Raw genomic sequence first — 25,212 nt, forward strand, 5'->3', positions numbered from 1 at the left:
AGCTGCGGGGGCCTTCGACGTATTGCCCGGTGAGAGCAATGGCGGAGGATACGAGATTCGAACTCGTGAGGGGTTGCCCCCAACACGCTTTCCAAGTCTGTTGGTGCAGTACAGAGGCGTATCCGCAGGCATTCACGCACGTTCACGACGGTACTTCGGACTCCGGAAGGGCACAGCGCGCACGACTGCGGACGCCAACGTACGGAGCTGAATGAGACGGCAACTGAGACGGGATCCTGCTCACGTACGCGGAACGATGCCTACGATTTCGGCTCCCTTGTGGTTGCCCATGATGAAGGCAAAGCCGTGGCCGGCTGTGCATGTGAGATCTACGCGGACATACCCACCACGTGTTCCGAGGGGGCTGTCGTAGTCGTCCCGGTCGGGCTGGACGGTGACCGAACTTTGGTCTCTTCCCGAACCTGTCCGCTCGACCTCTGGGATCCCGCAGGCCGGACACAGAAGCCGCCACTGAAGGTTCCATGAGCCGCTGCCGCTGCCGCTCTCGGTCGGCACGAGGGTGCCGTCGTGAGACATGGGCATGGATCTCTCCTTAGGTAGAGGGCGATCGCTGACCATCACAGCGGATCAGGGGCGGCGTTGGTTAGCGTTCATCGAAAGTGGTGGCAGTAGTTGGCAGACAAGCAAAGCCGTAGCGACTAGGCCCTGAAGGGCTACGCACAATGCGCATAATTAGGGATGTCTCTCCATAAAAGCGGCATAGGGCAACTCTTCTTGTGCAAGAACGGGTCTAAGCGCCCCGTATCGCTCATACAATGCGGCCTACGTCACACGCAGGGAGGCCCTCATGGCTAGCGGTGGTTCGGTTCGGCGCGGCAATTTCAACATCGGCGGGGAGCAGGCCGAGGCAGACCCGATCCTTATGGAGGCTTTCTACGAATCGGATGACTACAACACCATCGCGTCCCGAGATGATTCCCATTGCTTTCTAATTGCGCGAACTGGCAGCGGGAAGTCTGCCGTATTGCAGCGCCTTCAGGAAGAGTACCCTGAGCGTGTTGTCAGAATCGCTCCGGAGGACCTTTCACTCAACTACATCACGAATCTCGGCGTTATGCGATTTCTTGATGAACTTGAAGTGAGTCTTGATCCGTTATTTATTGCGTTGTGGAAACATGTCCTACTTGTAGAACTGATCCGTCACCGTTACAAGGTTGACTCACCTGCAGCCAAAAGTAATTTTCTGGCAAGTCTTCGCGAAAAGATTAAGCGTGATCCCGGGAAGCGTGCAGCGCTGGATTATCTTGAAGAATTCCAGGACAGATTTTGGGTGGAAGCTGACGAGCGTGTCCGAGAAATTACGGAGAAGTTTGAAGAGAAGGTAAATAGAGAAGCGAAAGGTACAATCGGCTTCAGTGGAAGTACCGTGTCGAATGCATCTGCGACGGTAGGTGGTAGCTCTGCGGACGTTTCCTCAACCGAGACGAGAAGAGAGCTCACGGAACGATTTCAGCGAATCGTCAATGAGACACAGATGGCCCGTCTCAACAAGATGCTCAAGGTTCTCGATGAGGACATTCTAGAAAGTCGCCAGAACTTCACCTTCGTCGTGATTGATGATCTGGACCGCGACTGGGTGGATGAGAAGCTGGCTAATTCGTTGGTTAGATGCCTGTTCAGGGCTGTTCTGGACCTTCAACGAGTGAAGAATTTGAAGGTAATTGTAGCCTTGCGAACAAACATCTTCGAGAACCTGGACTTCGGGCATAGGAGCGGTGGGCAAGAGGAGAAATTTCGCTCTCTGGCGCTTCACATGCGCTGGAGCCCGGCAGAGCTACGCGAGCTCGTAACAGACAGAATGAGAGTAGTTTCTGCCAAGCGTGGCACGCCTAGTTCCATCTCGGATGTTCTTCCCCGCACAAACGTAGCGCGAGGGGATGCCTTTGATTACATGCTCGATAGAACCCTAATGAGGCCGCGAGATATCATCGCTTTCCTCAATGAGACATTCACTGTCATGAACGGGGACAGGGCTTCATGGGAGGACATTAAGACGGCGGAGGACTCGTATTCACATAAGAGGCTTCTTGCGCTTAGGGATGAGTGGAAAATGTCATACCCTGACATTGACCGAGTCTTCGCCGTGTTTAGTGGCTGTGTGGTCCCCATGTCTCGGGAGGAGTTCACGCGACGTATCGACGACGCCGCTCTCTTGTTGGCTGACCCATATTTTCGGGGATCAGAATGGCTGGATGAGATGACAGCTAATATGTGGAGTAATTCTACGGGGACGTGGGCTGAGTACTACGGGCCGCTAGTAACTCTGCTTTATAACATTGGTTTTATCGGCTGCAGCAGTGGGAGGAATGATGAAGTGAGGTATGTGCGAACATTTCCCGAATATGCGGAACGGCTTAGCAATCTTGAGGCCACTACGGGGTTCACGATCCATCCCACATTCCAGTCCGCGCTAGACGTCAGACTTGATGGCTTTCGCATCTGAGTCTGCATGCTGTTCCGGGGAGTCCTCGCTTCGTGTACTCCGTAGTTCGGAGCTGAATGCAGGGGAACTGGGAGATGGGCCGGGCCAGGTGGGTGCAAGTATGAGGTCAGACCCGTCTTGCTGTCGGCCGGCGATGGGACCCTTGACAGAAGGCAATGGAGAGGCGAGAGGAGCCCACGTGTCGGAGGCCAGTCCGCGCGGAACCTACCTGGTCATTTCAGCGGCGCTGCGGAAGGGGATTGAAGAGGGCGAGATCCGCGGCCCTCTGCCGTCCGAGGCCGATCTCATGCGCTCACATGGTGTCGCGCGCAACACGATCCGCCGTGCTCTCAAGGTGCTCGAAGCCGAGGGCACCCTTGAGTCCGCACCAGGGATCGGCTGGCGTGTCGCCCAAGGCGGCGACCGTCGTTCCCTTGCGGAGAGGATGACGGACGTGATTGCCGAGGATTCTCTGACGATCGGCGACACGTACCCATCCGAGGCGAAGCTCTGCGAGCGCTTCGGAGTATCGCGAACGGCGGTGCGGCGCGTGCTGGCCCACATGGAGGGAACCGGCCTGCTGGCCACCGTTCACGGCAAGGGGCGCACGGTGTGCGCCCTCCCGACTTCCGTCGGCCGGTCGTAGCCTTGGCCGCCATGGGACTGAATGAGTGGGCATACCCGCTATCCGAATCGCTGCTGTCCGAACCTCTCCCACGCCGGTGGGCCCACGTCCTCGGGGTCGCTGGACGCGCTCGCTCTCTGGCGCCGATCCTGGGCGATGATGCGGAGCTGTTGGAAGCGGCTGCGGTGCTGCACGACATCGGCTACTCACCGAGCATCGCCGCCACCGGCTTTCACCCGTTGGACGGGGCCCGGTTCCTGCGAGACCAGGAAGGCGCAGACGAACGAGTGGTCAGTCTGGTGGCTCACCACTCCTGTGCGCTCTTGGAAGCTGAGGAGCGGGGCCTCAGGCAAGAACTGGAGAGCGAGTTCGAGCTAGAACGCCCCGAGCTTGTTGACGCGTTGATCTTCTGCGACATGACGACCACGCCGACCGGTGGACACACCACACCGGCTCAGCGGCTGGGCGAGATTGTGCAGCGATACGGCCCCGACACGATCGTCGGACGCTTCATCCAACGTGCCGCGCCGGAGATCTACGCAGCCGCAGGGCGAGTGGAGAGCCGTATGGTCAGCGCTCCTGCTCGCGGTTAGCCGATATAGGGCTCGTGTCGTGAGTCGTCCAACCCGTGCTGGATGCGCAGCCGCATGGACGGGTGAATGTTCAGCTTGTCGAGGTCCGCTGGGGCAACCCAGCGGACCTCTTTCGACTCACTGCTCGTACGCAGGGTCCCGCCAGTTGGGTGCGCGCGGAAGCAGATGGAGAACTGCTGTCGAACCTCTCCGTCGTCGTACGCCAGAACGTGTTCGGGGTTCGTGTACAGACCCACGATGCTGTCGATCTGCACGGTGATCCCGGTCTCTTCCACTACCTCCCGGACGACCGTGTCCCCGATGCTCTCGCCGATGTCATGACCGCCGCCGGGAAGGGCCCACAGGTCGTTGTCGGTCTTGTGGATGATCAGAATCCGGCCGTCGCCGTCACGGACGACCGCAGTGACCGAGGGCACGACGGAGTTGGCCACAGGTGCGTTGGGATCTCGGAAGTAGTCGATGCGGCTCATGCCGGCAGACCTCCATCGGTAGGGGATGAGATGGGCCGGGCCGACTCCCAGACCCGCTCGATGCTCTCAGCGTATGCATCGAACAACTCGCCCCCTGGGACGCGCTGCAGGTGCAGCACAGGGGCCATGTACGCGCCGACGCCGTACAGATGGCCGTTGGCCAACATCTCGTCGTCGGCGCGGTAGATCGAGTTGTAGAGCGTGGTGTCGTGTAGCCGAAACTCCACCCCGGGCAGCCCGAAGAGCGAGCCGTAGTTGACGAGGGCGTTGCGAATCTTGCTGGCCATCGCGGGGCCGATTCCCTCATCCTCGCCACGAACCGCCACGGCGGCACTGTCCGGGTTTCCGAGCATGAACCGGATACGCACGCCGGCCGATGACTTCTCCTTGACGACTCGGTGGAACGCCGCGTCCTCCGTGAGCCAGAACCCCGAGTACACGAGCACGTCGAAGTGCTCCCGTGCCTGCGAGTAGAGCTGTGGCCACAACCGGTTCGGCACGACAGACCGGTGTGGGTACAGCTTGATCAGCTCAGCGTTCCCGGCCTCGGTGACCTCGGCTGAGGTCCGCTCTTCGGGCCACAGGTAGGACACTTCGCATTGCAACAGTGATGCGGTGGCGAACTGGAATCGCCGGTAGGGCTTGCGCTTCGGGTCGCCGATCCACCGCTCGACTGTCTTCGCCGACACCCCTAAGCAGGCGCCTACTTGATCGAGGGTGAGGCCGCTCTCAACGATCGCGCCTCGAAGCCTCTCGTTCGCCATGTCGGGCTCTCCCTGCTGGGACGACTTGGGACGACTTCACCCTAGCGAGGTCGTCCGCAGGTCGTACATGTACGGGGTCGATCGTCTTCCCTTCTGAGGCCAATCTGTAAGCACATCGACAGCGAGGGGCTCGCGGAACCCGAACAGCCGAAGGGCTTGACGGAGCGAATCTCTCTCTGCATGATGAGGAACACGTACTACATGTTCCTCTTGTTCGGCAGTACCCGTTCGGTGGCGCTGACTCAGGCCCTGAGCTGCATGACCGCAGAGCGCCCGGCGGGTCCCGTGAGGACGGGAGCCCCTTTGACCAGGGGTTACCGCGCTTGCCGGGGAGCGACTGTTCTTTGACAACTGAATGAGGATCACGCCGCCTCTCCTTGGCCAAGTAGGCGGCCACGCGGTTCTTCCGCGTGATGCACAGCGCAACCCACACCACCGCAGTGCTTCGGCGCTTCGGCCGGTTGCCTCCCCTGTCCGACCGGTCCGCATCACGTGGGGCTGTACGGGCGGGGCTGAGGGGAGCCGGGTTCCGCCGGTACCAACAAGCGCGCCGCCCGGAGATGCAATTCCGGGCGGCGCTGACAGGCACCTGACTAGGAGGTCCCTGTGGTCACGAGTCTGACAGATGCGGAGCGAGCCGATCTGGCCCGCAAGAACAGCGATGCGAACAAGCGCAGCCAGGACAACGCCCGCACACAAGGGCGCCGTTGAAGACCTCACCGCAGTGCCGCCCCGATGGTCGCAGGCCGGGTTCGACTCCCGGCCGGGGCACTTACCCCGCCGCACTCGCGGCCCGGGGTTCTCGCCGGGGCGGTCGCCTCTCACCACTTCTCGACCACGACCGCCCCGGCCTTCTCCGTCCCTTCGCAGCTCTGGAGTACTCAATGCGCACATACATCGGCGGCCATGAGGCCGTCTCGGACACCGACTTCGTGGAACTGGCCCTGGGCACCCCGCTGGATCTGTGGCTGGGTGTGGAGGGCGAGAGCGAGATGGAGGCAGCGGCCCGGATGGACGCGGCCCGCGACATCCTCGCCGCCAACCCGGACTTTCCCGACCGTGTGAGCCGCGTCGCCGCTGAGGCGATCGAGGCGTTCGCGCCGGACATCTTCAACGTCATCCCGCTTCCCGTCCGCCGGCCGGTCCGCCGCCGTCAGTCCCGAGGCGGGGTGGCGGCATGAGCGCCCCGACGCTGAACACGGATCGGCCGGCCGTCCCGCCGCTGACCCGCCCGGAGATGGGATTGGCCGGTGTCGGTGCGCTCGCCGCGGCCGGGGTCGGCGCTCTGGGCCTCATCTCCTCCTTCGACGCAGTGTCCGAGGCGGCGGCCCGGTGGGGGTTCGGTGAGCCGTGGATGGTGCCGGTCGGGATGGACGTGTCCATCCCGGTGTTCTCCGTGGCCAACCTCCTACTCATCCGAATGGACATGGCACTGGCGTGGGTGCGGTTCGTGCCCTGGATCCTCACCCTGGTCACCTGCGGACTGAACGTCTCCGCAGGACAGGGGATGTGGGCGAAGGTCGCGCACGGGACGATGCCGCTGCTGTGGGTGGTGTTCTCCGAGATCGGCGCGCACATCTACGCCTCCCGCATCGGCGCGGTGACCGGTCGGCGCATGGACAAGATCCGCGCCTCCCGGTGGCTGCTCGCCTTCCCCTCCACCTTCGCCCTATGGCGCCGCATGACGCTTTGGGAGATCACCTCGTACGCCGATGCGCTGGCCCGGGAGCGGGAACGCGTGCTGGCCCGCGCCGAACTGCGCGAGCAGCACGGGCGCCGGTGGAGGTCGAAGACACCACGCCGCGCCCGAGTGCTGCTCAAGCTCGGGGAGGTCGGCCCCGAAGCCGAGGAAGAGGCGCCGGACGTCGAGCCGCAGCCGCAGCCCGAACCGGAGCCGGAGAGCAAGCCGAAGCCGACTGCGAAGCGGCCCGCTCGCCGCGCCCAGGGCAAGGCGAAGGGGAAGCGGACCCCGGAAGAGATCCTCTCCGAGGCGCGAGAGACCACCAAAGCGTGGCCGGACACGGCACTGACCGCGGACCGTATCCGTACCGAACTGCACGTCTCGCAGGACACCGCCCGCACCCTGCGCGACACCCTCAAGGCCGAGCGCGCCGCCACCCCGCTGCACTCCGTCGACACCGAGCAGGCAGACGACGGTGACGACGCCGGGGCGGTGGCGGCATGAACACGCTCTTATGGGTGCTCGCCGTGGCCGGTCCGCTCGCGGCCGGATGGTCCGTCCACACCATGTGGATGCGCCGCCGCCTGCACACCGCCCGCCTCGACCCGCTGACTGGGTTGCACACCCGCGACGGCTTCACCCGCCGCGCCACCGCCCTGCTCAAGGATCCGCGGGCGGTGGTGGCCCTCGCTGACGTCGATCACTTCAAGCAGATCAACGACCGCTTCGGCCACGCGGCGGGGGATGCCCTGTTGCAGGCGACCGCGGCCCGGCTGGCCCACTACGTTGGCCGGACCGGTGTCGCCGGGCGGCTCGGTGGCGATGAGTTCGCCGTCGTCGTCATCGACGACCACGGCACCGTCGGAGATCTGCTCGCCGTACTCCACGGGGTGCTCGCCCGACCGGCCAGCAGCACGACACAGGACGTCCACACCACGGTGTCTCTCGGCTGGGTCCGCGCCGAAGACCACCCCGGCGAGGACCTCTCCGCACTGCTGCACCGGGCCGATGAGGCCATGTACGCGGCGAAGCAGGGACGGGCCGGGGTCCGCCGGGCGGGGCTCGGCAGGCTCTTCGCCACCTGGTCCGGCCGTCGTGCCGGCCGACGCGGCACCCGCGCCGAATCGGGGGCGGCGGCCTGATGTCCTTCACCTACGCCAAGTGCTACGACCCGACCGGCGCCCGACACGGGATACCGACGTTCCCGTGGTGGCTTGCCCCGGACGGCTACGCGACCCGCCGCCAACTCAGGGCCCGCGGACTTCGGCCCGGAGGCCAACAGGTGCAGGCGCAGTTGATGCGGCGCTCCCGCGGCCGGAAGTCCGGCGTACTGGTCGCCTACCTCTACCGCATCGAGCACGCCAAGCCGGTCCGCCCCATGACCCCGGGCCGAGCCGGGGCGCTCGCCAAGGCGATGACCGCCCGCCGCACCTGCCCCGAATGCCGGATCGATGTTGGGTACTGCATTCCGACTTCGCTCGGCATGTGCCCTGGCTGCGCCTACATCAACGAGCCGCGCGCCGCCTGACAACCGCAAAAAATCATCCCCACAAACTGTGGGTAACGGGGCCCCTTCTGCGGGCCATTCTGAACGCACGGGTCCGGCCGCTCACCTCTCACAGCGTTGGCCGGGCCCGTGCCTACTCCCCTTGTCCAGGAAGGACATTCAGTGAATCACGACGACGAAAGTGAACTCTTCACCCGACTCGAAGCCGATATGAACACCCCCTCCGCAGCCGACTCGGGTGGGGACGTGGTCGACCTCGAGAAGGCGCGGTCGGCCCGTTCCAAGTCGGCCGACTCCCGCGCCGACCGGTCGGCCGACCCGACGCACCCCCGGGCGGGTGCCGGATCGGATGACGAGTCGGGCGGCCCGACCGAGCCGATGATGGTGGACGGTCCGGCGGAAGTCGGCCCCGGGTTCCTGGGCCGACTCATGGGTGCGAAGCGGCGGGCGATCCTGCCCGTGTGGATGCGCTCCACCACCGAGCTGCGGATCGCAGCCCGTTGGGCCGCAGGCCACTACGGGCACCTCGCCGGGTACCACTCGCTTCGCTCCCCGTACTACGCCACCCGCCTCGCCTTCCAGGCACCGCGGGGCGCCGCCCGTTTCGTGGGCGGGACGATGCGATGGGTCGCCGACCGGGAGGGCGAGCCGGTCCGACTCGCATCCGTCCGGCGCGAGGATGCAGCCGAGTACCTCAAGCTCTCCCGGCAGCGGGACGGCCGGGTGCGCTTGCGGACCCTGGTCACCGTCCTCGGCATGTTCGTCGGAGCCGGTGCCGCCCTTGCCATCTACGTACTCGCCCCCGGCTGGCTCCAAGCCCTCTCCACCGGGGCTGTGCTGCTCGCGTTGGGGTCGGCCGGCACGCAGGCCGATGCCCCGGTCATCACCCGCGCAGTGGAGATGACCAAGGCGCCCAAGCTCACCTCAGACATCGTGCTGCGGGCCCTCGGTGCGCTCGGCATTCCGGCGATCAACCACGCCCAGGGCAAGGGTCGGGACGGGTTCACGTTCACCGCCCCGATCACCAGGGACGGGCCCGGCTGGCGTGCAGAGGGTGACCTCCCCTACGGCGTCACCGCCACGGACGTCATCGAGCGCCGCGACAAGCTGGCCTCCGGCCTGCGCCGCAAGCTCGGGTGCGTATGGCCCGAGCCCGTCCCGGACGAGCACACCGGGCGTCTGGTGATCTGGGTCGGGGATCAGGACATGTCGACCGCGACCAAGCCCGCGTGGCCGCTCATCAAGGGCGGGTCCGTCGACCTGTTCAAGCCGGTGTCCTTCGGCACTGACCAGCGCGGACGCTGGGTCGACATCACCCTGATGTACATCGCCGGTGTCATCGGGGCCATCCCCCGCATGGGTAAGACGTTCCTGCTCCGCCTGCTCCTGCTCATCGCCGCACTCGACTCCCGCGCCGAGGTCCACACCTACGACCTCAAGGGAACCGGCGACCTCGACCCCGTCGGCGAGCGCGTCTCGCACCGCCACCGGGCCGGAGACGATGACGACGACATCGAATACGCACTCGCTGACCTGCGGGAACTGCGCACCGAGCTGCGCCGCCGGGCCAAGATGATCCGCTCCCTGCCCCGGGACATCTGCCCGGAGTCGAAGGTGACGTCCGAGCTGGCCGACAAGCCGAAGCTCGGGCTGCACCCGATCGTGATCGGGGTGGATGAGTGCCAGGTCTGGTTCGAGCACCCCAAGCACGGCGCAGAGTTCGAAGAGATCTGCACCGACCTGGTCAAGCGCGGCCCCGCCACCGGCATCGTCCTGCTGCTCGCCACACAGCGCCCGGACGCAAAGGCCCTGCCCACCGGCATTTCCGCGAACGCGTCGGCCCGGTGGTGCCTCAAGGTCATGGGCCAACTGGAGAACGACATGGTCCTTGGCACCAGCAGCTACAAGCGGGGGATCCGGGCCACGATGTTCTCGTGGAAGGACAAGGGGATCCACTACTTCGTCGGTGAGGGCGCCGACGCGCGGATCGTCTCGTCTGTCTACGTCGATGCCCCCATGTCCGAGGTGATCGGGCTGCGGGCCCGCCGCCTGCGCGAAGCCGCCGGGCGCCTCACCGGTCACGCCGCGGGCGAGTCGTTCGAGGACCGCGAGACCAGCGGGTTCGACCTGCTCGCGGACATCCTCGCGGTCGTGCCGGCCGAGGAGCCCAAGCTGTGGTCCGAAGTCGTCGTGGCACGCCTCGGTGAGCTTCGGCCGGACGTTTACGGCGGGTGGGAGCCCGAGCAGCTGGCCGCGGCGCTGAAGCCGCACGGCATCAACACCGGTCAGGTGTGGGGCAAGACCGAGGCCGGGAAGGGCGCCAACCGGCGTGGTATCGAGCGCTCCCGCATCCTCACCGTTATTGCGGAGCGTGACGGAAACCGGGACGCGAGCTAGTCGAGTTCGCCGCTAGACCTAGCAGCACACCCCGCTAGGTCTAGCGGCACCGCTAGCGCCCCAAACCCGCGTTGATCAGGGAGCTAGTCACTAGCTCCCCACCTGCGAAAACCCTTGAAACAGGCCCGGGAGGCCCTCCATGACCCCTGCCCTGCTCGCTAGCGCACTTCTCCTGTTCGTCACCCTCGGTTACGTATCCCTGTGTGCGGCCTCGCCGTTCGGGGACTGCCGCAAGTGCGGCGGCTGGGGCTTCGCGACGAAGACCGACCGCAAGGGCCGCGCCAAGCGCGGCAAGGACTGCCGCCGCTGCAAGGCCACCGGCAAACGCATCCGCATCGGACGCCACCTCTACAACGTCGCCGCCCGACTCCACCGCGACGGCACCCACTAACCACGCAGAGGACCGGCGGTCACCCGCCCTGAGGCGATCCCGACCATGTCAGGCGCTCGCCAGCGTGACCGCCGGTCCAAGCCCCGAACTTGCGAGCACCCGGGGCCCACGCACCCTATCCAGCACTTTCCATCGGCCTCAAAGGAGTTCTTGACGTGGCTGTCACCGTCTCGCTGGTCCTGCTCTTCGGACTGGTCCTGTTCTTCCTGCTCCGCTCCAACACCCTCGGCTGGGGCTCCGCGTTCATCGCCGTCATGTTCGGGTTCTTCCTCGCCTCCACCGGCGCCTCCGGACCCATCAACGAACTCACCACCGCCGTCATCAACGCCGTACCCGACCTGTAGGAGGCACCGCCATGAACGAACCTCTGATCCAGCACCATTGGGTGGCGCTCGCCGCCCCGCGGGTGGCCCCGGCGCTCGCCACGTCCACCGTGCTCATCCTGGGCCGGATCTGGAACGCCAACGGCGCCGAACACAGCACCGGCAACGCCGCGTTGATGATCGTGCTCGCGGCCGGTGCAGCAACGGCCGGCGCGTTCGCCGCCGGGGGCCGCGGCGGGGGTGACGGGGTACTCGCCGCGACCGCGTTCGCGACGTCCGGCGGGCTCGCCCTCGCCGGGGTCGCCGGATACGCCGACGGCTGGTCGCTCCCGATCCTGCTGTGGGCCGTCGCCACCGCCGTCGCGTACGGAATCGCCGCCCGCTACTGGCGCACCGACCGACGCGACACCCTCGCCCACACCCGGCAGACCACCGTCCGGCGCGAGGAACACGGCCACATCGAGCGCGTCGAAGCCCTGCGCGCCGGAGCACAGATCGAAGCCGCCCGTACCGGCGCCGCCTACGCCGAACAGCTCGCCACCGCACTCATCACCCGCGCCGCCCTGCCCGGCTACGACCCGCAGGCACTCACCAACGCGGGCCTGCCCGAACTCACCGCACACAACACCAGCAAGGAGCACTGACCCCATGAGCAACACCCCGAGCGATTTCGCCAACACCGCTGCCGAAGCGATCCGCGACCTCAACCACGCCACCCAGAGCATCAAGGGAGAGCTGACCTACCCGGGAGACGCGTACGAGGTGGTTGCCTCGCTCAAGGTGCTCACCCAGCGCCTGCCGCAGAGCTTCGAGCAGCTCTCCCGCTTCCTGCGGGACCTGGACGAGTCCGGGGCGGTCACTGCGGACTACGGGGACCCGGGCGAGCACCTCGCCGAGGCCCGATCCGCCCTCGCTTCGGGGGTGCTGGTCGCACAGACCCTCGCCGAGTTCCTGGATCACGCGCACAACTCGCTCGCCCCGCTCGGCTACGACATCGGAGCCTGAATTCGCCCGGGGCGGTCGCCCTCTCACCACAAGACAACGACCGCCCCGGCTCTCCGTCCCTTCGCAGAAACAGGAGAACCACCAGCATGACGCATGCGCACAACCCCACGTCGCCGTCGGCGACACTGCGCGTCCCGGAGCCCTACCGCGACCTTGTGAGAACCGCCCTGTCCCTCGCCACCGCCGGGGTCCCCGCACTGCCGCTGCGGGCGGGGAAGGTCCCGTTCGGGAACTGCCGCGCCTGCACCGGCAACGTGTGCGGCGGCCGGCCGAACATGAAGCGCCCCGGATTGTGCCGGTGCCCCGCTGTGTGTCACGGCTGGGCCGCCGCGACCACGAACCCGGACGTGCTCACCTCTCCCGCCTGGGCGGGGCCGTGGCGTGAGGCGCAGGCGCTCGCCTACCACCCGGGCGGGGCCGGGCTGACCGTCGTCGACCTCGACAACGCCGACGCCGTCGCCTGGGCCCGCGAAGCACTGCCCGCCACGCGGACCGTGGCCACCACCCGCGGCGAGCACTGGATCTACCAAGGCGTGATGCAGTCCGCGAACGCCGTCCGGCCCGGTGTCGACATCAAGTCGCGGATGTCCTATGCACGTTGGCTCGGCCCCGGCAGCGGCACCATGACCCGCCTCCCGGTTGCCGTCCGCGTGCTGGCGGAGAGGGAAGAGACCACCCCCGCCCGCGGGGAGGTGGTCTCTTCCTCCGGCCGTACCGAGTGGGACCGCAGCGTGGCCACCGGCTGCCGCCACACCGAACGCTTCGTACGCACCGGACTGGAACGGGGCCTGGCCCTGGTACGGGCCCACACGGAGTCCGGGGCCGGTTCGCAGGCGTTCGGCGTCGCACAGTTCCTCGCCGCGCAGCACACCGCGTGCCCGGGGCCGTGCGGCCTCGAAGAGCTCGGGTGGCAGGTGGTCGCCGCGGCCGTCTCCGTCGGCGTCCCCGAGCCCTACGCCCGCCGGGCCGTCACCAACGGCCTCAACGGCACTCCCGCCGCCGGACGGGTCTCATGAACACCACCAGCCGCCCACCAGCCGCCACTCCGGCCGCTGCGAAGACGGGGGTAGGCGCGGGAGTCGCCGCCCGCAAGGGCGTCCTTTCTGCTGTTCGTCCTGACCCGCAGCCGGTCCCGGTGCGATGGCTGCACATCGTGGCCCCGCCCTCGTTCAGCGCGGCACCGTCGGCGCGGTCCTGGTGCCGGTGCGGATACGACCACACCGCCCGGGGGCGAGCCGGGGTCCTGGCCCTGATCGAGGCCCACACCCACCACCCCGAGCACTGCCCGCAGTCCAGCCACGCGGAAGGGAGCAAGGCCGCATGACCGCCGATCTGTGGGAGGGCTTCGACGCCCTGGACCCCGAGACCATCACCGGGCCCGTGTGGGACGAACCCGTTCCCCTCAACCACCGCCGCACCCTCCCGGACTTCCCCGTGCACACGCTGCCGGCGTGGCTGGGTGACATGGTCGCCGCCGTCGCGGAGGAGACGCAGACGCCTCCCGACCTCGCCGGGTGCCTCGCTCTCGGAGTCCTCGCGACAGCGGCCGGCGGGCGTGCGACCGTGTGCGTGCGCGGGCACTGGCGGGAACCGGTGAACCTCTACACCGCCGTCGCCCTGCCCCCGGGCAACCGGAAGTCCGCCGTGTTCGCCCTCATGACCGGGCCCCTGCTCGCCGTCGAGAAGACGCTCGTGGAGCTCTCCGGACCGCAGCGTGCCGAAGCCGAGACCACCGCCCGGCTCGCCAAGTCCGCGGCGGACAAGGCCGCGCAGAAAGCAGCGGCGGCCGAACCCGGACTGCGCGACCAACTCACCGCGGAAGCCGTCCACCTCGCCCAGCAGGCCGACGAACTCACTGTCCCCGCCAAACCCCAACTGGTCGCGGACGATGTGACACCGGAGAGCCTGGCCACACTGCTCGCCGAGCAGGGCGGCCGGATCAGCGTCATGTCGGCCGAGGGCGAGATCTTCGACATCATCGCCGGGCGCTACTCCGGGGCCCCGAACATGGGCGTGTTCCTCAAGGGACACGCAGGGGACATGGCCCGCGTCAACCGGCAGGGCCGCGACCCCCAGCACATCGAGCACCCCGCCGTCACGATGGCACTGGCGATCCAGCCCGAAGTCCTCGACTCCATCGGCCGCGTCAAAGGCGCCGACGGGCGCGGCCTGCTCGCCCGGTTCCTCTACGCCAAGCCGCCGTCCCTGGTCGGGCGCCGCAACCTCACCCCCGACCTCATCACCGAAGAGACCACCGCCGCCTACGCCCGTCAGCTCGGTGGGCTCACCCTTGCCCTCGCGGACTGGACAGACCCGGCGGTCCTGACCCTGACCCCCGAGGCGGACACGGTGATGCTCGCCTATCAGCGGGTCACCGAATCCCGGCTCGGCAAGGGCGGTTCCCTCGCCCCGATCGTGAAGTGGGCATCCAAGCGAGACGGGGCAGTGGCCCGCATCGCCGGACTGCTCCACCTCGCCGCCCACCCCGACAACGGATGGGCCCTGCCCATCGAGGCAGCCACCATGGCCGCGGCAACAGAGCTCGGTGACTACTTCACCGCGCACGCGCTCGAAGTCTTCGACGACATGGGATCCGACCCCGCGCAGGAAACCGCCCACCAACTCCTCACCCACATCCGGGAACAGCGGCTGGAGGGGTTCACGAAGCGGGAGCTGTTCCGGGGCCTGTCACGCGGCGACTTCCCCGCGATGACCGATCTGGACCCGGCACTGGCCCTGCTCGAAGAACACGGATGGGTAAGGCAACAGCCCCTGCCCCCGCGCACCGGACGCGGCGGCCGGCCGCCCTCGCCCCGCTACGACACCCACCCCAGCCTCACCCCGCCCGTCGTCGGCGCGTGACACAACCCCCAATCCGCTGACAGAACTGACACAACCCCCGCCCCACCCTGCTGACCTGCACAAACAGCCATGATCACGGTTGTGACAAAACCTCCGGAAACTCCGACAGAACCTCCCCGCCCGAAACCGGGCGCTCTGACAGAACCCCCCGCCCGGAGGTTCTGTCAGAGTTTTCCGAGGTTTTGTCACGACACACGAAACCGGAGAAACAACAGGTCAGCGGCCTAACGGCGAGGTTCTGTCAGTTCTGTCAGCGATTCCAGCCCCCTCAGCATCGGTGCACATGCCCGAGGAGTCGCATTGACCATCAACACCCTTGCGCCCGAAGTAGCCCCCGAGCCCGCCGGCGTCGACCCTTCGCCCCTTCTCCTCACGGTCGAAGAGGCCGCGCGACGGCTCCGAATCGGCCGGACGCTCTGCTACAGCCTCATCCGATCCGGCGACCTGGAGTCCGTGACCATCGGATCCCTTCGCCGAGTGCCCCCCGAGGCGATTCCGGCCTTCGTCGCCCGCCTCCGTAAGAGCAACTGCGCCGCCGCATAGGAAGAGATCTCATGGCAAGCGAAGAGAAGAAGCGCACGCGGCAACCCAACGGCGCGTCGTCGATCTACCTCGGAAGTGACGGGAAGTGGCACGGTCGCGTCACTGTCGGCGTCAAGGCCAACGGCAAGCCGGACCGGCGGCATATCGAGCGGAAGACCCGCCCCGAAGTCACGGAGGCAGTCCGCGAGCTGGAACGCCAGCGCAAGGACGGGAAGGTCCGGAAGGCGGGGCAGCAGTGGACCGTCAAGACGTGGCTTGAGCACTGGGTGCAGAACATCGCCAAGAAGTACGTCAGTGAGAACAGCTTCGACGGCTACGAGGTAGACGTCAGGGTCCATCTCGTTCCCGGGCTCGGAGCTCACAAGCTGGAACGTCTGGAGCCGGAACACCTCGAAGCGTTCTACGAGCGGATGCAGCAGAGCGGAAGTGCCGCGGGGACCGCCCACCACGTTCACCGGACCATCCGCGTCGCGTTGAGCGAGGCGGTCCGGCGCGGGCACGTCACGAAGAACGTCGCCGAGATCGCCAAAGCCCCGAGCCTTGATGAAGAGGAGATCGAGCCGTACACCATTGAGGAGATTCAGAGTCTTCTGTTGGAGGCGTCGAAGCTTCGCAACAGCGCCCGCTGGGTCATCGCCTTGGCGCTCGGCTTGCGCCAGGGCGAAGCGCTCGGGCTGATGTGGGAGGACGTGTACCTGGACGCGGGGTACATCCGCATCCGCAAGAACCGCCTGCGCCCGAGGTACGAGCATGGGTGCGGCGACACATGCGGCCGAAAGCCGGGTTACTGCCCGGACCGCAGGCAGATCCGCCGGGAGTTCAAGAAGACCAAGTCCCGCGCCGGCCGACGAACCATCGGTCTCCCGAGCCCGCTCATCAAGCTCCTGCGCAAGCACATGGAAGAGCAGGCCCGCGAGCGTCAGGAAGCGGGGGAGTCCTGGGAGGACAAGGGGTACGTCTTCGCCCAGCCTACGGGCGGGCCGCTCATCCCCAACACGGATTACCACCGCTGGAAGCAGCTGCTAACAGACGCCGGGGTCCGGGACGGGCGCCTGCACGACGCACGGCACACGGCGGGGACCGTCCTGCTCCTGCTCGGGGTTCCCGATGTGGTGGTGGACGCAATCATGGGTTGGGAGCCGGGCGGCTCCGCCCGCATGAGGGCTCGGTACATGCACGTGACCGGTCCCATGCTGCAGAACGTCGCACAGCAGGTCGGTGACGCGCTCTGGGGCGCTGGCTCGGAGGCCGACGAAGCGGAGCCCGAAGGCTCGGAAGGTGGCCCCTCAGACCTCAACTGAGACGGAAAGTGAGACGGAAGATCGCTGAGAGCCTGTCGCCCCGCGGCTCGCGATCTGCGGTTGCACCGTCTCGGGCTGGGACGCGAAGAAGGCCCTGACCAGTCGGAACCGGTCAGGGCCTGCTTCGTATTGCCCGGTGAGAGCAATGGCGGAGGATACGAGATTCGAACTCGTGAGGGGTTGCCCCCAACACGCTTTCCAAGCGTGCGCCCTAGGCCACTAGGCGAATCCTCCGCGGCAAACAATACAAGACGTTGAGGAGTGCTCGCGAACCCGTTCCCCGTTCGCGGTCCCGGCGGGGTCCTGAGGGGTGGGGAGGTGGACTTGCGGGGGCGGGGATCGGCTAAGGTGGGCGTCAGCCCCTCACGTGGCGCTATCTGACTGAACTCCCCCAGGGCCGGAAGGCAGCAAGGGTAGGTTGGCTCTGGCGGGTGCGTGGGGGGCCCTTACGTTTCCGGGGCCGTCCGGTACGCGTCCGGGACGCCCGGTCTTCGCCGTGACGGTGCTCTCGGGGCCGGTGGTGTGCCCGGCCCGGGGCCGGTTGTCGGTCCGCCCCTATAGCCTCGTATGTGTGTCGTCCCTTGCGCTGTACCGCCGCTATCGCCCCGAGTCGTTCGCCGAGGTCATCGGTCAGGAGCATGTCACTGACCCCTTGCAGCAGGCCCTGCGGAACAACCGGGTCAATCACGCGTACCTGTTCAGCGGGCCGCGCGGCTGCGGCAAGACGACCAGTGCGCGCATTCTCGCCCGCTGTCTGAACTGTGAGCAGGGGCCCACGCCCACGCCGTGCGGGGAGTGCCAGTCCTGCCAGGACCTCGCGCGCAACGGACCGGGCTCGATCGACGTGATCGAGATCGACGCCGCTTCGCACGGTGGCGTGGACGATGCCCGTGATCTGCGGGAGAAGGCGTTCTTCGGGCCCGCGTCGAGTCGTTACAAGATCTACATCATCGACGAGGCGCACATGGTCACGTCGGCGGGGTTCAACGCCCTGCTGAAGGTGGTCGAGGAGCCGCCGGAGCACCTCAAGTTCATCTTCGCGACCACGGAGCCCGAGAAGGTCATCGGCACCATCCGGTCGCGTACCCACCACTATCCGTTCCGGCTGGTGCCGCCGGGGACGCTGCGCGACTATCTCGCCGAGGTGTGCGCCAAGGAGGACAGCTTCGTCGAGGACGGGGTGCTTCCGCTGGTGGTGCGGGCCGGTGCGGGGTCCGTGCGTGACTCGATGTCGGTCATGGACCAGCTGCTGGCCGGTGCGGCCGATGACGGTGTGACGTATGCCATGGCGACGTCCCTGCTCGGTTATACGGACGGCTCGCTGCTCGACTCCGTCGTGGACGCCTTCGCCTCGGGTGACGGGGCGGCGGCGTTCGAGGTCGTGGACCGGGTCGTCGAGGGCGGCAACGACCCGCGGCGCTTCGTCGCCGACCTGCTGGAGAGGCTGCGCGACCTGGTGATCCTGGCCGCGGTGCCGGATGCCGGGGAGAAGGGGCTCATCGATGCCCCGGCCGATGTCGTCGAGCGGATGCAGGCCCAGGCGTCCGTCTTCGGGGCCGCCGAGCTGAGCCGCGCCGCCGACCTGGTCAACGAGGGGCTCACGGAGATGCGCGGGGCGACCTCGCCGCGGCTCCAGGTCGAGCTGATCTGCGCCCGGGTACTGCTGCCCGCGGCCTTCGACGACGAGCGCTCGCTCCAGGCACGGCTGGACCGGCTGGAGCGTGGCGCGTCCTTCGCCACCACCGGACCGGGGCCCGCTATGGGGTACACCCCGGGCCCCGAGGCGCTGGCCCACGCCCCCGTCGCCCCGCAGGCTCCGCAGGCAGCTCAGGCCCCTGCTCCCGCGCCGTACCCCGCCGCGCAGCCGGACGCCGGGGCGGGGCCCGCCGCCGCGCGTGCCGCCGCACGCGGGGAGGCAGCGCCGCCCGCCCCGGTGCAGGAAGCCCCGCCCGCCCCGGCGCAGGCGGCCCCGCCCGCCGAGCCCGTACAGCCGCCGCCCGCCGAGGCTCCCGCGGCCGGTCAGCGGCCCGGCGCCTGGCCCGCCGCGTCCGCGCCCGAGCAGGGGCGCCGGCCCGGAGGCTGGCCGACCGCCTCCGCCCCCGGCCAGGCACCGGCCCCGCAGGCCGCCCCCGCGCCGTCCGCGTCCGTGGCACCCGCTCCGGGGCCCGCCGCCCCGGAGCCCGCCCCGGGTATGACGCAGGGCGCCGGACAGGTGCGCAACATGTGGCCCGACATCCTGGAGGCGGTCAAGAACCGCCGCCGGTTCACCTGGATCCTGCTCAGCCAGAACGCCCAGGTCACCGGCTTCGACGGCGCCACCCTCCAGATCGGATTCCTCAACGCGGGTGCCCGCGACAACTTCACGAGCAGCGGCAGCGAGGACGTGCTGAAGCAGGCACTGGCAGAGCGGTTCAACGCCCAGTGGAAGATCGAGGCTATCGTCGACCCGTCGGGCGGCGCCGGACAGCCCCCGCAGACCGGCGGCGGCCGCCCCCCGGGCCCGCCCGCACCGCAGCGCCCGGCGTCGTCCGCGCCGCAGCAGCAGTACGAGCCACGGCCGGCCCCGGAGCGGCAGCAGCAGGGGGGCGGCGAGTCCGCCGGGGCGCCCGCGTCGCCGCCGTACACCGCTCCCGAACCACCCCGTTCGGTCGCCCCGGAGGACGACACCGCCGAGGCCGACGACCCGGACCTGGTCGACTCCGCGCTCTCCGGCCACGACTTGATCGTCCGCGAGCTGGGCGCCACGGTCGTCGAGGAGTTCACCAACGAGTAGAGCGGGCCGACGAGTAGAGCGGGCCGACGAGTAGAGCGGGCCGACGAGTAGTGCGGACCATCGAGTAGTGCGGACCATCGAGTAGCGCGGACCATCGAGTAGAGCGCGCCAACGAGTGAGCGCGTCCCGATCCGCCGGGCGGGCCCTGGCCCGGTGTCCACGGACCGGCGCCCGTCAAGGCCGCCCTGCCCCGGCGGCTAGGCTGCACCCCGTGAAGGTCCTCGTCATCGGCGGCGGCGCCCGCGAACACGCCCTGTGCCGCTCTCTCTCCCTCGACCCCGATGTCACCGCTCTGTACTGCGCCCCCGGCAACGCCGGCATCGCAGAGGTGGCCGAACTGCACCCGGTCGACGCACTCGACGGCGCTGCCGTCGCGCGCCTCGCCACTGAACTGGGCGCCGAGCTGGTGGTCGTCGGCCCGGAGGCACCGCTTGTCGCAGGGGTCGCCGACGCCGTGCGCGCCGCGGGCGTCCCCTGCTTCGGCCCGTCCGGCGAGGCGGCCCGGCTGGAGGGTTCCAAGGCGTTCGCCAAGGACGTGATGGCCGGGGCAGGCGTTCCGACCGCCCGTAGCTACGTCTGCACCACCTCCGCCGAGATCGACACGGCCCTCGACGCGTTCGGTGCTCCGTACGTCGTCAAGGACGACGGTCTCGCCGCCGGCAAGGGCGTCGTCGTCACCGATGACGTCGAGGCGGCCCGTGCCCACGCGCTGGCCTGCGACCGCGTGGTCATCGAGGAGTTCCTCGACGGCCCCGAGGTGAGCCTCTTCGCGATCACCGACGGCACCACCGTGCTGCCTCTCCAGCCCGCCCAGGACTTCAAGCGTGCCCTCGACAACGACGAGGGCCCGAACACCGGCGGCATGGGCGCGTACTCCCCGCTGCCGTGGGCCGACCCCAAACTGGTCGACGAGGTCATGCAGTCGGTCCTCCAGCCGACCGTCGACGAGCTCCGCCGCCGCGGTACGCCCTTCTCCGGGCTGCTGTACGCGGGTCTCGCGATCACCTCGCGCGGCGTACGGGTCATCGAGTTCAACGCCCGCTTCGGCGACCCGGAGACCCAGGTGGTCCTGGCCCGTCTGAAGACCCCGCTGGCCGGTGTCCTGCTGGGCTCCGCCAACGGCACCCTGGACGAGCTGCCCCCGCTGAAGTGGCGCGACGACGCGGCCGTCACCGTGGTCATCGCCTCCCACAACTACCCGGACACCCCGCGAACGGGTGACCCGATCGAGGGTCTCGAAGACGTCGCGGCACAGGATGCCCCGCATGCGTACGTCCTGCACGCCGGGACCCGGCGGGACGGCGACGCGGTCGTCAGCGCGGGCGGCCGGGTGCTCTCGGTGACCGCGACCGCCAAGGACCTCGCGGGCGCCCGCGAGCGCGCCTACGCGGCGGCGGCCCGGATCCGGCTCGACGGCTCCCAGCTCCGCACGGACATCGCGAAGAAGGCCGCGGAGAGCTGAGCCCGCGGACAAGCACCTGACGACGAAGACCGCGGAGGCCTGAGCCCGGAGAAGCACCTCGCGACGAAGACCGCGGAGGCCGGAGTCGTCCACCGTCGAGAGGACGCGGAGGTCTGCGCCCTCTCGCACCCGGGTCACCGCCCTGCGCACCCGGTCCCGGCCCTTACGCACCCCGGTCCCGGTCCTGCCTCCGCTGACGCGCCGTTGCCCCATGGACAGCGGCGCGTCAGCAGCTTTACCCAAAGCCATTCCATCGAGTGACGGCTGAGCCATCCGGATGACGCCCGCCGAAGCCCCAACTAGGGTGCGGCGCAAGCTTTCCGGCACTTGGCCCACCGGCATTGCGATGTCAGTGACGGGTGCCACAGTGGGGGAGTGAGCAACACCGTCGCGAGGGCAGAGGGGGTGACATCCAGCCGTGTCCGATACCGGTACAGGTGAGGAGTTGGGTGCGCAGGCTGCGCGCGCCCGCGCGCTCGCTCTGCTGCGCATCCGCAGCAGGGCGACGGCAGTGGCGCTGCTGCCCGCGGCCGTCGCCGTCGTGCTGTTCGCCGCGGGCGCACAGGGATTCGTCGGCGGCGGCGGCTGGGACGCGGTGCGCTGGTCCGTGACGGCCTGCGCCGTCATCGTCCTGCTGGTCGCGGCAGCCGTCGCGATCGCGGTCGTACGGGCGAAGCCGGCGGTCAGCCCGACCGTCCCGCTCAGCGAGAAAGCGGCCCCGGATCTCTACCGGCTGGTCCGTGATCTTGCCGACCGCCTCGAGGTGCCCGCGCCCTCGGCCATAGCGCTGACGCCCGACTGCGACAGCTGGCTGGAGGACCGCACCCATCCGGCCGCCGACCGTGTGGCCAAGGAAGCCGCCCGCCCGGACCCGGACGGGCCGGGGAGCGGGCCGGGACGCCGCCGCAGAGTGCAGGCCGCGCCCGTGCTGGTGATCGGTTCGCCGTTCCTCTGGTGGATGCGGGTCGCGGAGCTGCGCGCCGTGCTGGCCCCGGTCGTCGCGGGCACAGGCCCCTCCGCCCATCCCGACATAGCCGCGGCCCGGCGCTTCGTCCGGGGACTGGACGGGGCCGTCGCCGACGCGGCCGCACCCGCTCAGGGGCCGGTGCGCGGGGTTCTGCGGCTGCCGCACGCCTTCATCGGCCGGATCGCCCGGCTGCTGCTGCGCAGCTGTCACAGCCATGCCGCGGAGATGGAGCGCGGCGTCGCCGCCGCCGCGTCCACCCGCGCCCAGGCGGTGGACTACGGACTGCGGATCGTCGCCCAGGAGCAGGTCGGGCTCGCCTACGCGGGCTGGGACCGGCTGCTCACGCGGGTCGCGCTGCCCGCCTGGCGGATGGGGCGCTGGCCGTCCCGGCTGGACGCCGGTGTCGTCTCCGCCCTCACCGAGCTCTCCCGGCGCGACCGGCTGGCCGACGGGTTCACCTCCCGGCTCGGCGAACGGCCCGCCTGCGACCTCCTGGAGGAACCGGGAGCGGCCGACGAGGCGGCGTCCCTGCTGGCCGCCCGGCTCTTCCACGGCGGTCCCGCGGAGACGGGGCCCGACTGGTCCCCGGTGGACTGGCAGCAGTATCCGGAAGAGGTCGTCGACCGGAAGTGGCGCACCGAGGCGGCCCGTCTGCACCGCGTCCTGGACGACATGGGCGTACCGCCCGCGTCCTCCGCCGGCGCGTCCGACGTCGCCGGTGCCGCGGTGCCCACGCTGGCCCGCGTCGTCGAGCATCTCGCCTCGGGCAACGGCAGAGGCAGTGGCAGCGCCAGCGGTGAGGAGCTCGCGGCAGGGATCAGCGCCGCAGTGGCCCGTGACGAGGCCGAAGCCCAGGCGCAGGCCCGGAGCCAGGGGCAGCCCCAGGGGCAGCCCCAGGGCCGGACCCCGCAGCCCGTGCCCGGCGGTATCGGCGGGGCCGGGCCGTCCGGCGGCTCCGGCGGGTCCGGTGGGGACGTGCTGGACTTCTGGGGGCCGGACCCCCTCCCGCTGTTCCCGCTCCAGCCACCCCGTACGGGGACCGAGCTGCTCGCCGACCACGTCGCGGCGATGGTCTGCTGCGCCGCGGTCGACACGGCGGGTGCGGCCCCCGGCCTCGACTGGCTCGACGGTCCCGCGCTGCTGGTCGACGGGGCGCGCCGGTCCGATCTCGGCATCCCGGTCCTCAGCCTCGTCGAGGACGGCGACGCCGGCCCCCTGCACTCCTGGCTCGCCTCGGTCGGTGTGCGCACCGACAAGCCCGTTCGCCTCGTCTGAAACGGGTTCAACCCGAACGCACCCCGGACGTATCGAAGACGAGTCCCGCAGGCACCCGGCACGCACTCCCCGCGTCCTGCACGCACTCCCCGCGTCCCGAGGAGCAACTGGGGTGTAATCGAGGCATATCACCACTCCTCGGCACTCAATACCCGGAAGGCCAGGTTCCGTTAACGTCAATTCGCGACGAACGGTGACGGGGTGGATGCGTTATGTGATGTGCTGGGGACCGGCGCTGACAGGCAGCGCACCACTGTTGTTCCGGGGGCCCGAGAGAGGGAAGCGCATTATGGGGGCGGAGCAGATTCGTCGTTGGGAATCAGGTGCCCTCGCGCACGCCGTCACCGACCCCTTCGGGCAGGGGCCACTTCCCTGGCTGCGCGGCAGTGAGAACTACTTCGACGACACCGGCCAGGTGGTGCCCTGGTACGCCGACCCCACGCTGCCCCGCGGTTCCACCGGCGGCGGCACCCGTACCGCCGACGACGTGCACCGACAGATCAAGGGTTTCAGTTCCACCGGCGCCGCGGCCCCCGGTGAGGCGATCGACTTCCACATCACCGTGGACCCGCCGCAGCAGTTCTCCGTGGACATCTACCGCATCGGCCACTACGGGGGCGACGGCGCCGCCAAGATCACTACGAGCCCGCGGCTCTCCGGCATCGTCCAGCCCGCGCCCCTCGCCGCCGACCGCACGGTCTCCTGCCACCACTGGTGGCAGTCCTGGCGGCTCCAGATCCCCACCTACTGGTCGATCGGCGCCTACGTCGCCGTGCTCACGACGGTCGACGGATACCGCTCGCACATCCCGTTCACGGTCCGGGACGACCAGCCGGCCGATCTGCTGCTGATCCTCCCGGACATCACCTGGCAGGCGTACAACCTCTACCCGGAGGACGGCCGCACCGGCGCCAGCCTCTACCACGCCTGGGACGAGCAGGGCCGGCTGCTGGGCGAGGAGGACGCGGCGGTCACCGTCTCCTTCGACCGCCCCTACGCCGGCGCCGGCCTCCCGCTGCATGTCGGCCACGCCTACGACTTCATCCGCTGGGCCGAGCGCTACGGCTACGACATCGCCTACGCCGACACCCGCGACCTGCACGCGGGCCGCATCGACCCGACCCGTTACCGGGGCCTGGTCTTCCCCGGCCACGACGAGTACTGGTCGGTCCCCATGCGCCGCACCACCGAACGTGCCCGCGACAACGGCACCTCCCTCGTCTTCCTCTCCGCCAACACCATGTACTGGCAGGTCAGCCTCGTGCCGTCGGCGTCCGGCGTCCCCGACCGGCTCCTCACCTGCCGCAAGCGGCGCGGCCCGGGAAAGCCCGCCCTCTGGCGCGAGGTCGACCGCGCCGAGCAGCAGCTCCTCGGCATCCAGTACGCGGGCCGGGTCCCCGACCCCCACCCCCTGGTCGTGCGGAACGCGGAGCACTGGCTGTGGGACGCGACCGGCGCGGGCGAGGGCGACGAGATCGACGGCCTGGTCGCGGGCGAGGCCGACCGCTACTTCCCGCGCACCACGCTTCCCGAGCACGACAACCGCATCCTGCTGGCCCACTCCCCGTACCAGGACACGGAGGGCGTGACGCGTCACCAGGAGACGTCCCTCTACCGGGCCCCGTCCGGCGCGCTCGTCTTCGCCTCCGGCACCTTCGCCTGGTCCCCGGCCCTGGACCGCCCCGGCCATGTGGACCCGCGCATCCAGCGCGCCACCGCCAACCTCCTCGACCGCATCTGCAAGCGCGCCTGAGGACCACGGCACACCCCCTCGCCAGGCCGCACCCCTTCCGCGCCACTGCCGCACCCCTGCGCAGCCGTCCGCACCCG

General features: G+C 68.8%; 23 protein-coding genes, 1 tRNA gene and 1 other RNA gene. 22 read left to right on the plus strand and 3 right to left on the minus strand.

From position 1 onward, the window contains the following. Positions 1-808: 808 nt before the first annotated feature. The 3 genes from AB0I52_RS23590 (at position 809) to AB0I52_RS23600 (ending at position 3,661) form a co-directional block, all read left to right on the plus strand. A complete protein-coding gene (locus AB0I52_RS23590; protein ID WP_363075613.1) occupies positions 809-2,464 on the plus strand; it encodes a hypothetical protein in 1,656 nt (551 codons plus the stop codon). A 178-nt stretch (positions 2,465-2,642) separates the two neighbouring features. Beyond that, entirely contained in the window at positions 2,643-3,089 is a 447-nt protein-coding gene (locus AB0I52_RS23595) for a GntR family transcriptional regulator (RefSeq protein WP_363075615.1), read from the plus strand. A gap of 11 nt (positions 3,090-3,100) precedes the next feature. Then, the gene (locus tag AB0I52_RS23600; RefSeq protein WP_363075617.1) at positions 3,101-3,661 is read left to right on the plus strand and encodes an HD domain-containing protein; all 561 of its coding nucleotides are present in this window, start codon (positions 3,101-3,103) and stop codon (positions 3,659-3,661) included. On the opposite strand, the gene AB0I52_RS23605 is transcribed toward AB0I52_RS23600, so the two are convergent. Both AB0I52_RS23605 and AB0I52_RS23610 read right to left on the minus strand, forming a co-directional pair. Then, complete coding sequence (locus AB0I52_RS23605; RefSeq protein WP_363075619.1) at positions 3,658-4,131, minus strand: NUDIX domain-containing protein; 474 nt, start codon at positions 4,129-4,131, stop codon at positions 3,658-3,660. The two genes, AB0I52_RS23600 and AB0I52_RS23605, sit on opposite strands and share 4 nt — an antisense overlap. Next, a complete protein-coding gene (locus tag AB0I52_RS23610; protein WP_363075621.1) occupies positions 4,128-4,895 on the minus strand; it encodes an XRE family transcriptional regulator in 768 nt (255 codons plus the stop codon). The genes AB0I52_RS23605 and AB0I52_RS23610 overlap by 4 nt, the downstream gene beginning before the upstream one ends. A gap of 884 nt (positions 4,896-5,779) precedes the next feature. Between AB0I52_RS23610 and AB0I52_RS23615 the strand changes: the two genes are divergently transcribed. The 14 genes from AB0I52_RS23615 to AB0I52_RS23680 all read left to right on the plus strand — a co-directional run bounded on the left by AB0I52_RS23615 (position 5,780) and on the right by AB0I52_RS23680 (position 16,905). After that, positions 5,780-6,076, plus strand: coding sequence for a hypothetical protein (locus AB0I52_RS23615; RefSeq protein WP_363075623.1), 297 nt, complete (start codon positions 5,780-5,782; stop codon positions 6,074-6,076). Then, on the plus strand, positions 6,073-7,080 hold the full coding sequence (locus tag AB0I52_RS23620) for a DUF2637 domain-containing protein (RefSeq protein ID WP_363075625.1): 1,008 nt from the start codon (positions 6,073-6,075) through the stop codon (positions 7,078-7,080). Before AB0I52_RS23615 ends, AB0I52_RS23620 begins: the two co-directional genes overlap by 4 nt. Further along, positions 7,077-7,718 carry a GGDEF domain-containing protein gene (locus AB0I52_RS23625; protein ID WP_363075627.1) on the plus strand — a complete coding sequence of 214 codons (642 nt, stop codon included), beginning with the start codon at positions 7,077-7,079 and terminating at the stop codon, positions 7,716-7,718. The genes AB0I52_RS23620 and AB0I52_RS23625 overlap by 4 nt, the downstream gene beginning before the upstream one ends. Continuing rightward, entirely contained in the window at positions 7,718-8,104 is a 387-nt protein-coding gene (locus tag AB0I52_RS23630; RefSeq protein WP_363075629.1) for an RRQRL motif-containing zinc-binding protein, read from the plus strand. The genes AB0I52_RS23625 and AB0I52_RS23630 overlap by 1 nt, the downstream gene beginning before the upstream one ends. Before the next feature lie 141 nt (positions 8,105-8,245). Next, positions 8,246-10,480 carry a cell division protein FtsK gene (locus AB0I52_RS23635; protein ID WP_363075631.1) on the plus strand — a complete coding sequence of 745 codons (2,235 nt, stop codon included), beginning with the start codon at positions 8,246-8,248 and terminating at the stop codon, positions 10,478-10,480. Positions 10,481-10,619: 139 nt separating this feature from the next. Continuing rightward, on the plus strand, positions 10,620-10,871 hold the full coding sequence (locus AB0I52_RS23640) for a hypothetical protein (RefSeq protein ID WP_330828823.1): 252 nt from the start codon (positions 10,620-10,622) through the stop codon (positions 10,869-10,871). A gap of 155 nt (positions 10,872-11,026) precedes the next feature. Next, a complete protein-coding gene (locus AB0I52_RS23645; protein ID WP_363075634.1) occupies positions 11,027-11,215 on the plus strand; it encodes a hypothetical protein in 189 nt (62 codons plus the stop codon). 11 nt (positions 11,216-11,226) lie between these two features. Beyond that, positions 11,227-11,838 (plus strand): hypothetical protein, encoded by a 612-nt coding sequence (locus AB0I52_RS23650; RefSeq protein ID WP_363075636.1) that lies wholly within the window; start codon positions 11,227-11,229, stop codon positions 11,836-11,838. Positions 11,839-11,842: 4 nt separating this feature from the next. Continuing rightward, entirely contained in the window at positions 11,843-12,199 is a 357-nt protein-coding gene (locus AB0I52_RS23655; RefSeq protein WP_363075638.1) for a hypothetical protein, read from the plus strand. Positions 12,200-12,285: 86 nt separating this feature from the next. Beyond that, positions 12,286-13,215, plus strand: coding sequence for a bifunctional DNA primase/polymerase (locus AB0I52_RS23660; protein WP_363075640.1), 930 nt, complete (start codon positions 12,286-12,288; stop codon positions 13,213-13,215). Further along, the gene (locus AB0I52_RS23665; protein WP_363075642.1) at positions 13,212-13,523 is read left to right on the plus strand and encodes a hypothetical protein; all 312 of its coding nucleotides are present in this window, start codon (positions 13,212-13,214) and stop codon (positions 13,521-13,523) included. Before AB0I52_RS23660 ends, AB0I52_RS23665 begins: the two co-directional genes overlap by 4 nt. Then, the gene (locus AB0I52_RS23670; RefSeq protein WP_363075644.1) at positions 13,520-15,061 is read left to right on the plus strand and encodes a YfjI family protein; all 1,542 of its coding nucleotides are present in this window, start codon (positions 13,520-13,522) and stop codon (positions 15,059-15,061) included. Before AB0I52_RS23665 ends, AB0I52_RS23670 begins: the two co-directional genes overlap by 4 nt. A 306-nt stretch (positions 15,062-15,367) precedes the next feature. Next, positions 15,368-15,604, plus strand: a complete 237-nt coding sequence (locus tag AB0I52_RS23675; RefSeq protein WP_363075731.1) for a helix-turn-helix domain-containing protein — start codon at positions 15,368-15,370, stop codon at positions 15,602-15,604. A gap of 11 nt (positions 15,605-15,615) precedes the next feature. Further along, the gene (locus AB0I52_RS23680; protein ID WP_363075646.1) at positions 15,616-16,905 is read left to right on the plus strand and encodes a site-specific integrase; all 1,290 of its coding nucleotides are present in this window, start codon (positions 15,616-15,618) and stop codon (positions 16,903-16,905) included. Positions 16,906-17,051: 146 nt separating this feature from the next. Here AB0I52_RS23680 and AB0I52_RS23685 read toward each other — a convergent pair. Continuing rightward, positions 17,052-17,139: transfer RNA gene (locus AB0I52_RS23685), tRNA-Ser, on the minus strand. A gap of 120 nt (positions 17,140-17,259) precedes the next feature. Between AB0I52_RS23685 and ffs the strand changes: the two genes are divergently transcribed. From ffs to AB0I52_RS23710, 5 genes are all read left to right on the plus strand, one after another. Next, positions 17,260-17,356, plus strand: an RNA gene (gene ffs / locus AB0I52_RS23690) — signal recognition particle sRNA small type. A 120-nt stretch (positions 17,357-17,476) separates the two neighbouring features. Beyond that, positions 17,477-19,678, plus strand: coding sequence for a DNA polymerase III subunit gamma and tau (locus AB0I52_RS23695; protein WP_363075648.1), 2,202 nt, complete (start codon positions 17,477-17,479; stop codon positions 19,676-19,678). Positions 19,679-19,889: 211 nt separating this feature from the next. Further along, complete coding sequence (gene purD, locus AB0I52_RS23700) at positions 19,890-21,140, plus strand: phosphoribosylamine--glycine ligase (protein WP_363075650.1); 1,251 nt, start codon at positions 19,890-19,892, stop codon at positions 21,138-21,140. Positions 21,141-21,558: 418 nt separating this feature from the next. Further along, positions 21,559-23,382: a hypothetical protein gene (locus AB0I52_RS23705; protein ID WP_363075652.1), complete on the plus strand. Its 1,824-nt coding sequence runs from the start codon at positions 21,559-21,561 to the stop codon at positions 23,380-23,382. Between the two features lie 289 nt (positions 23,383-23,671). After that, positions 23,672-25,135, plus strand: a complete 1,464-nt coding sequence (locus AB0I52_RS23710) for a N,N-dimethylformamidase beta subunit family domain-containing protein (protein WP_363075654.1) — start codon at positions 23,672-23,674, stop codon at positions 25,133-25,135. Positions 25,136-25,212: the final 77 nt, after the last annotated feature.

Source organism: Streptomyces sp. NPDC050423 (genome assembly GCF_040655445.1).
Classification (GTDB): Bacteria; Actinomycetota; Actinomycetes; order Streptomycetales; family Streptomycetaceae; genus Streptomyces.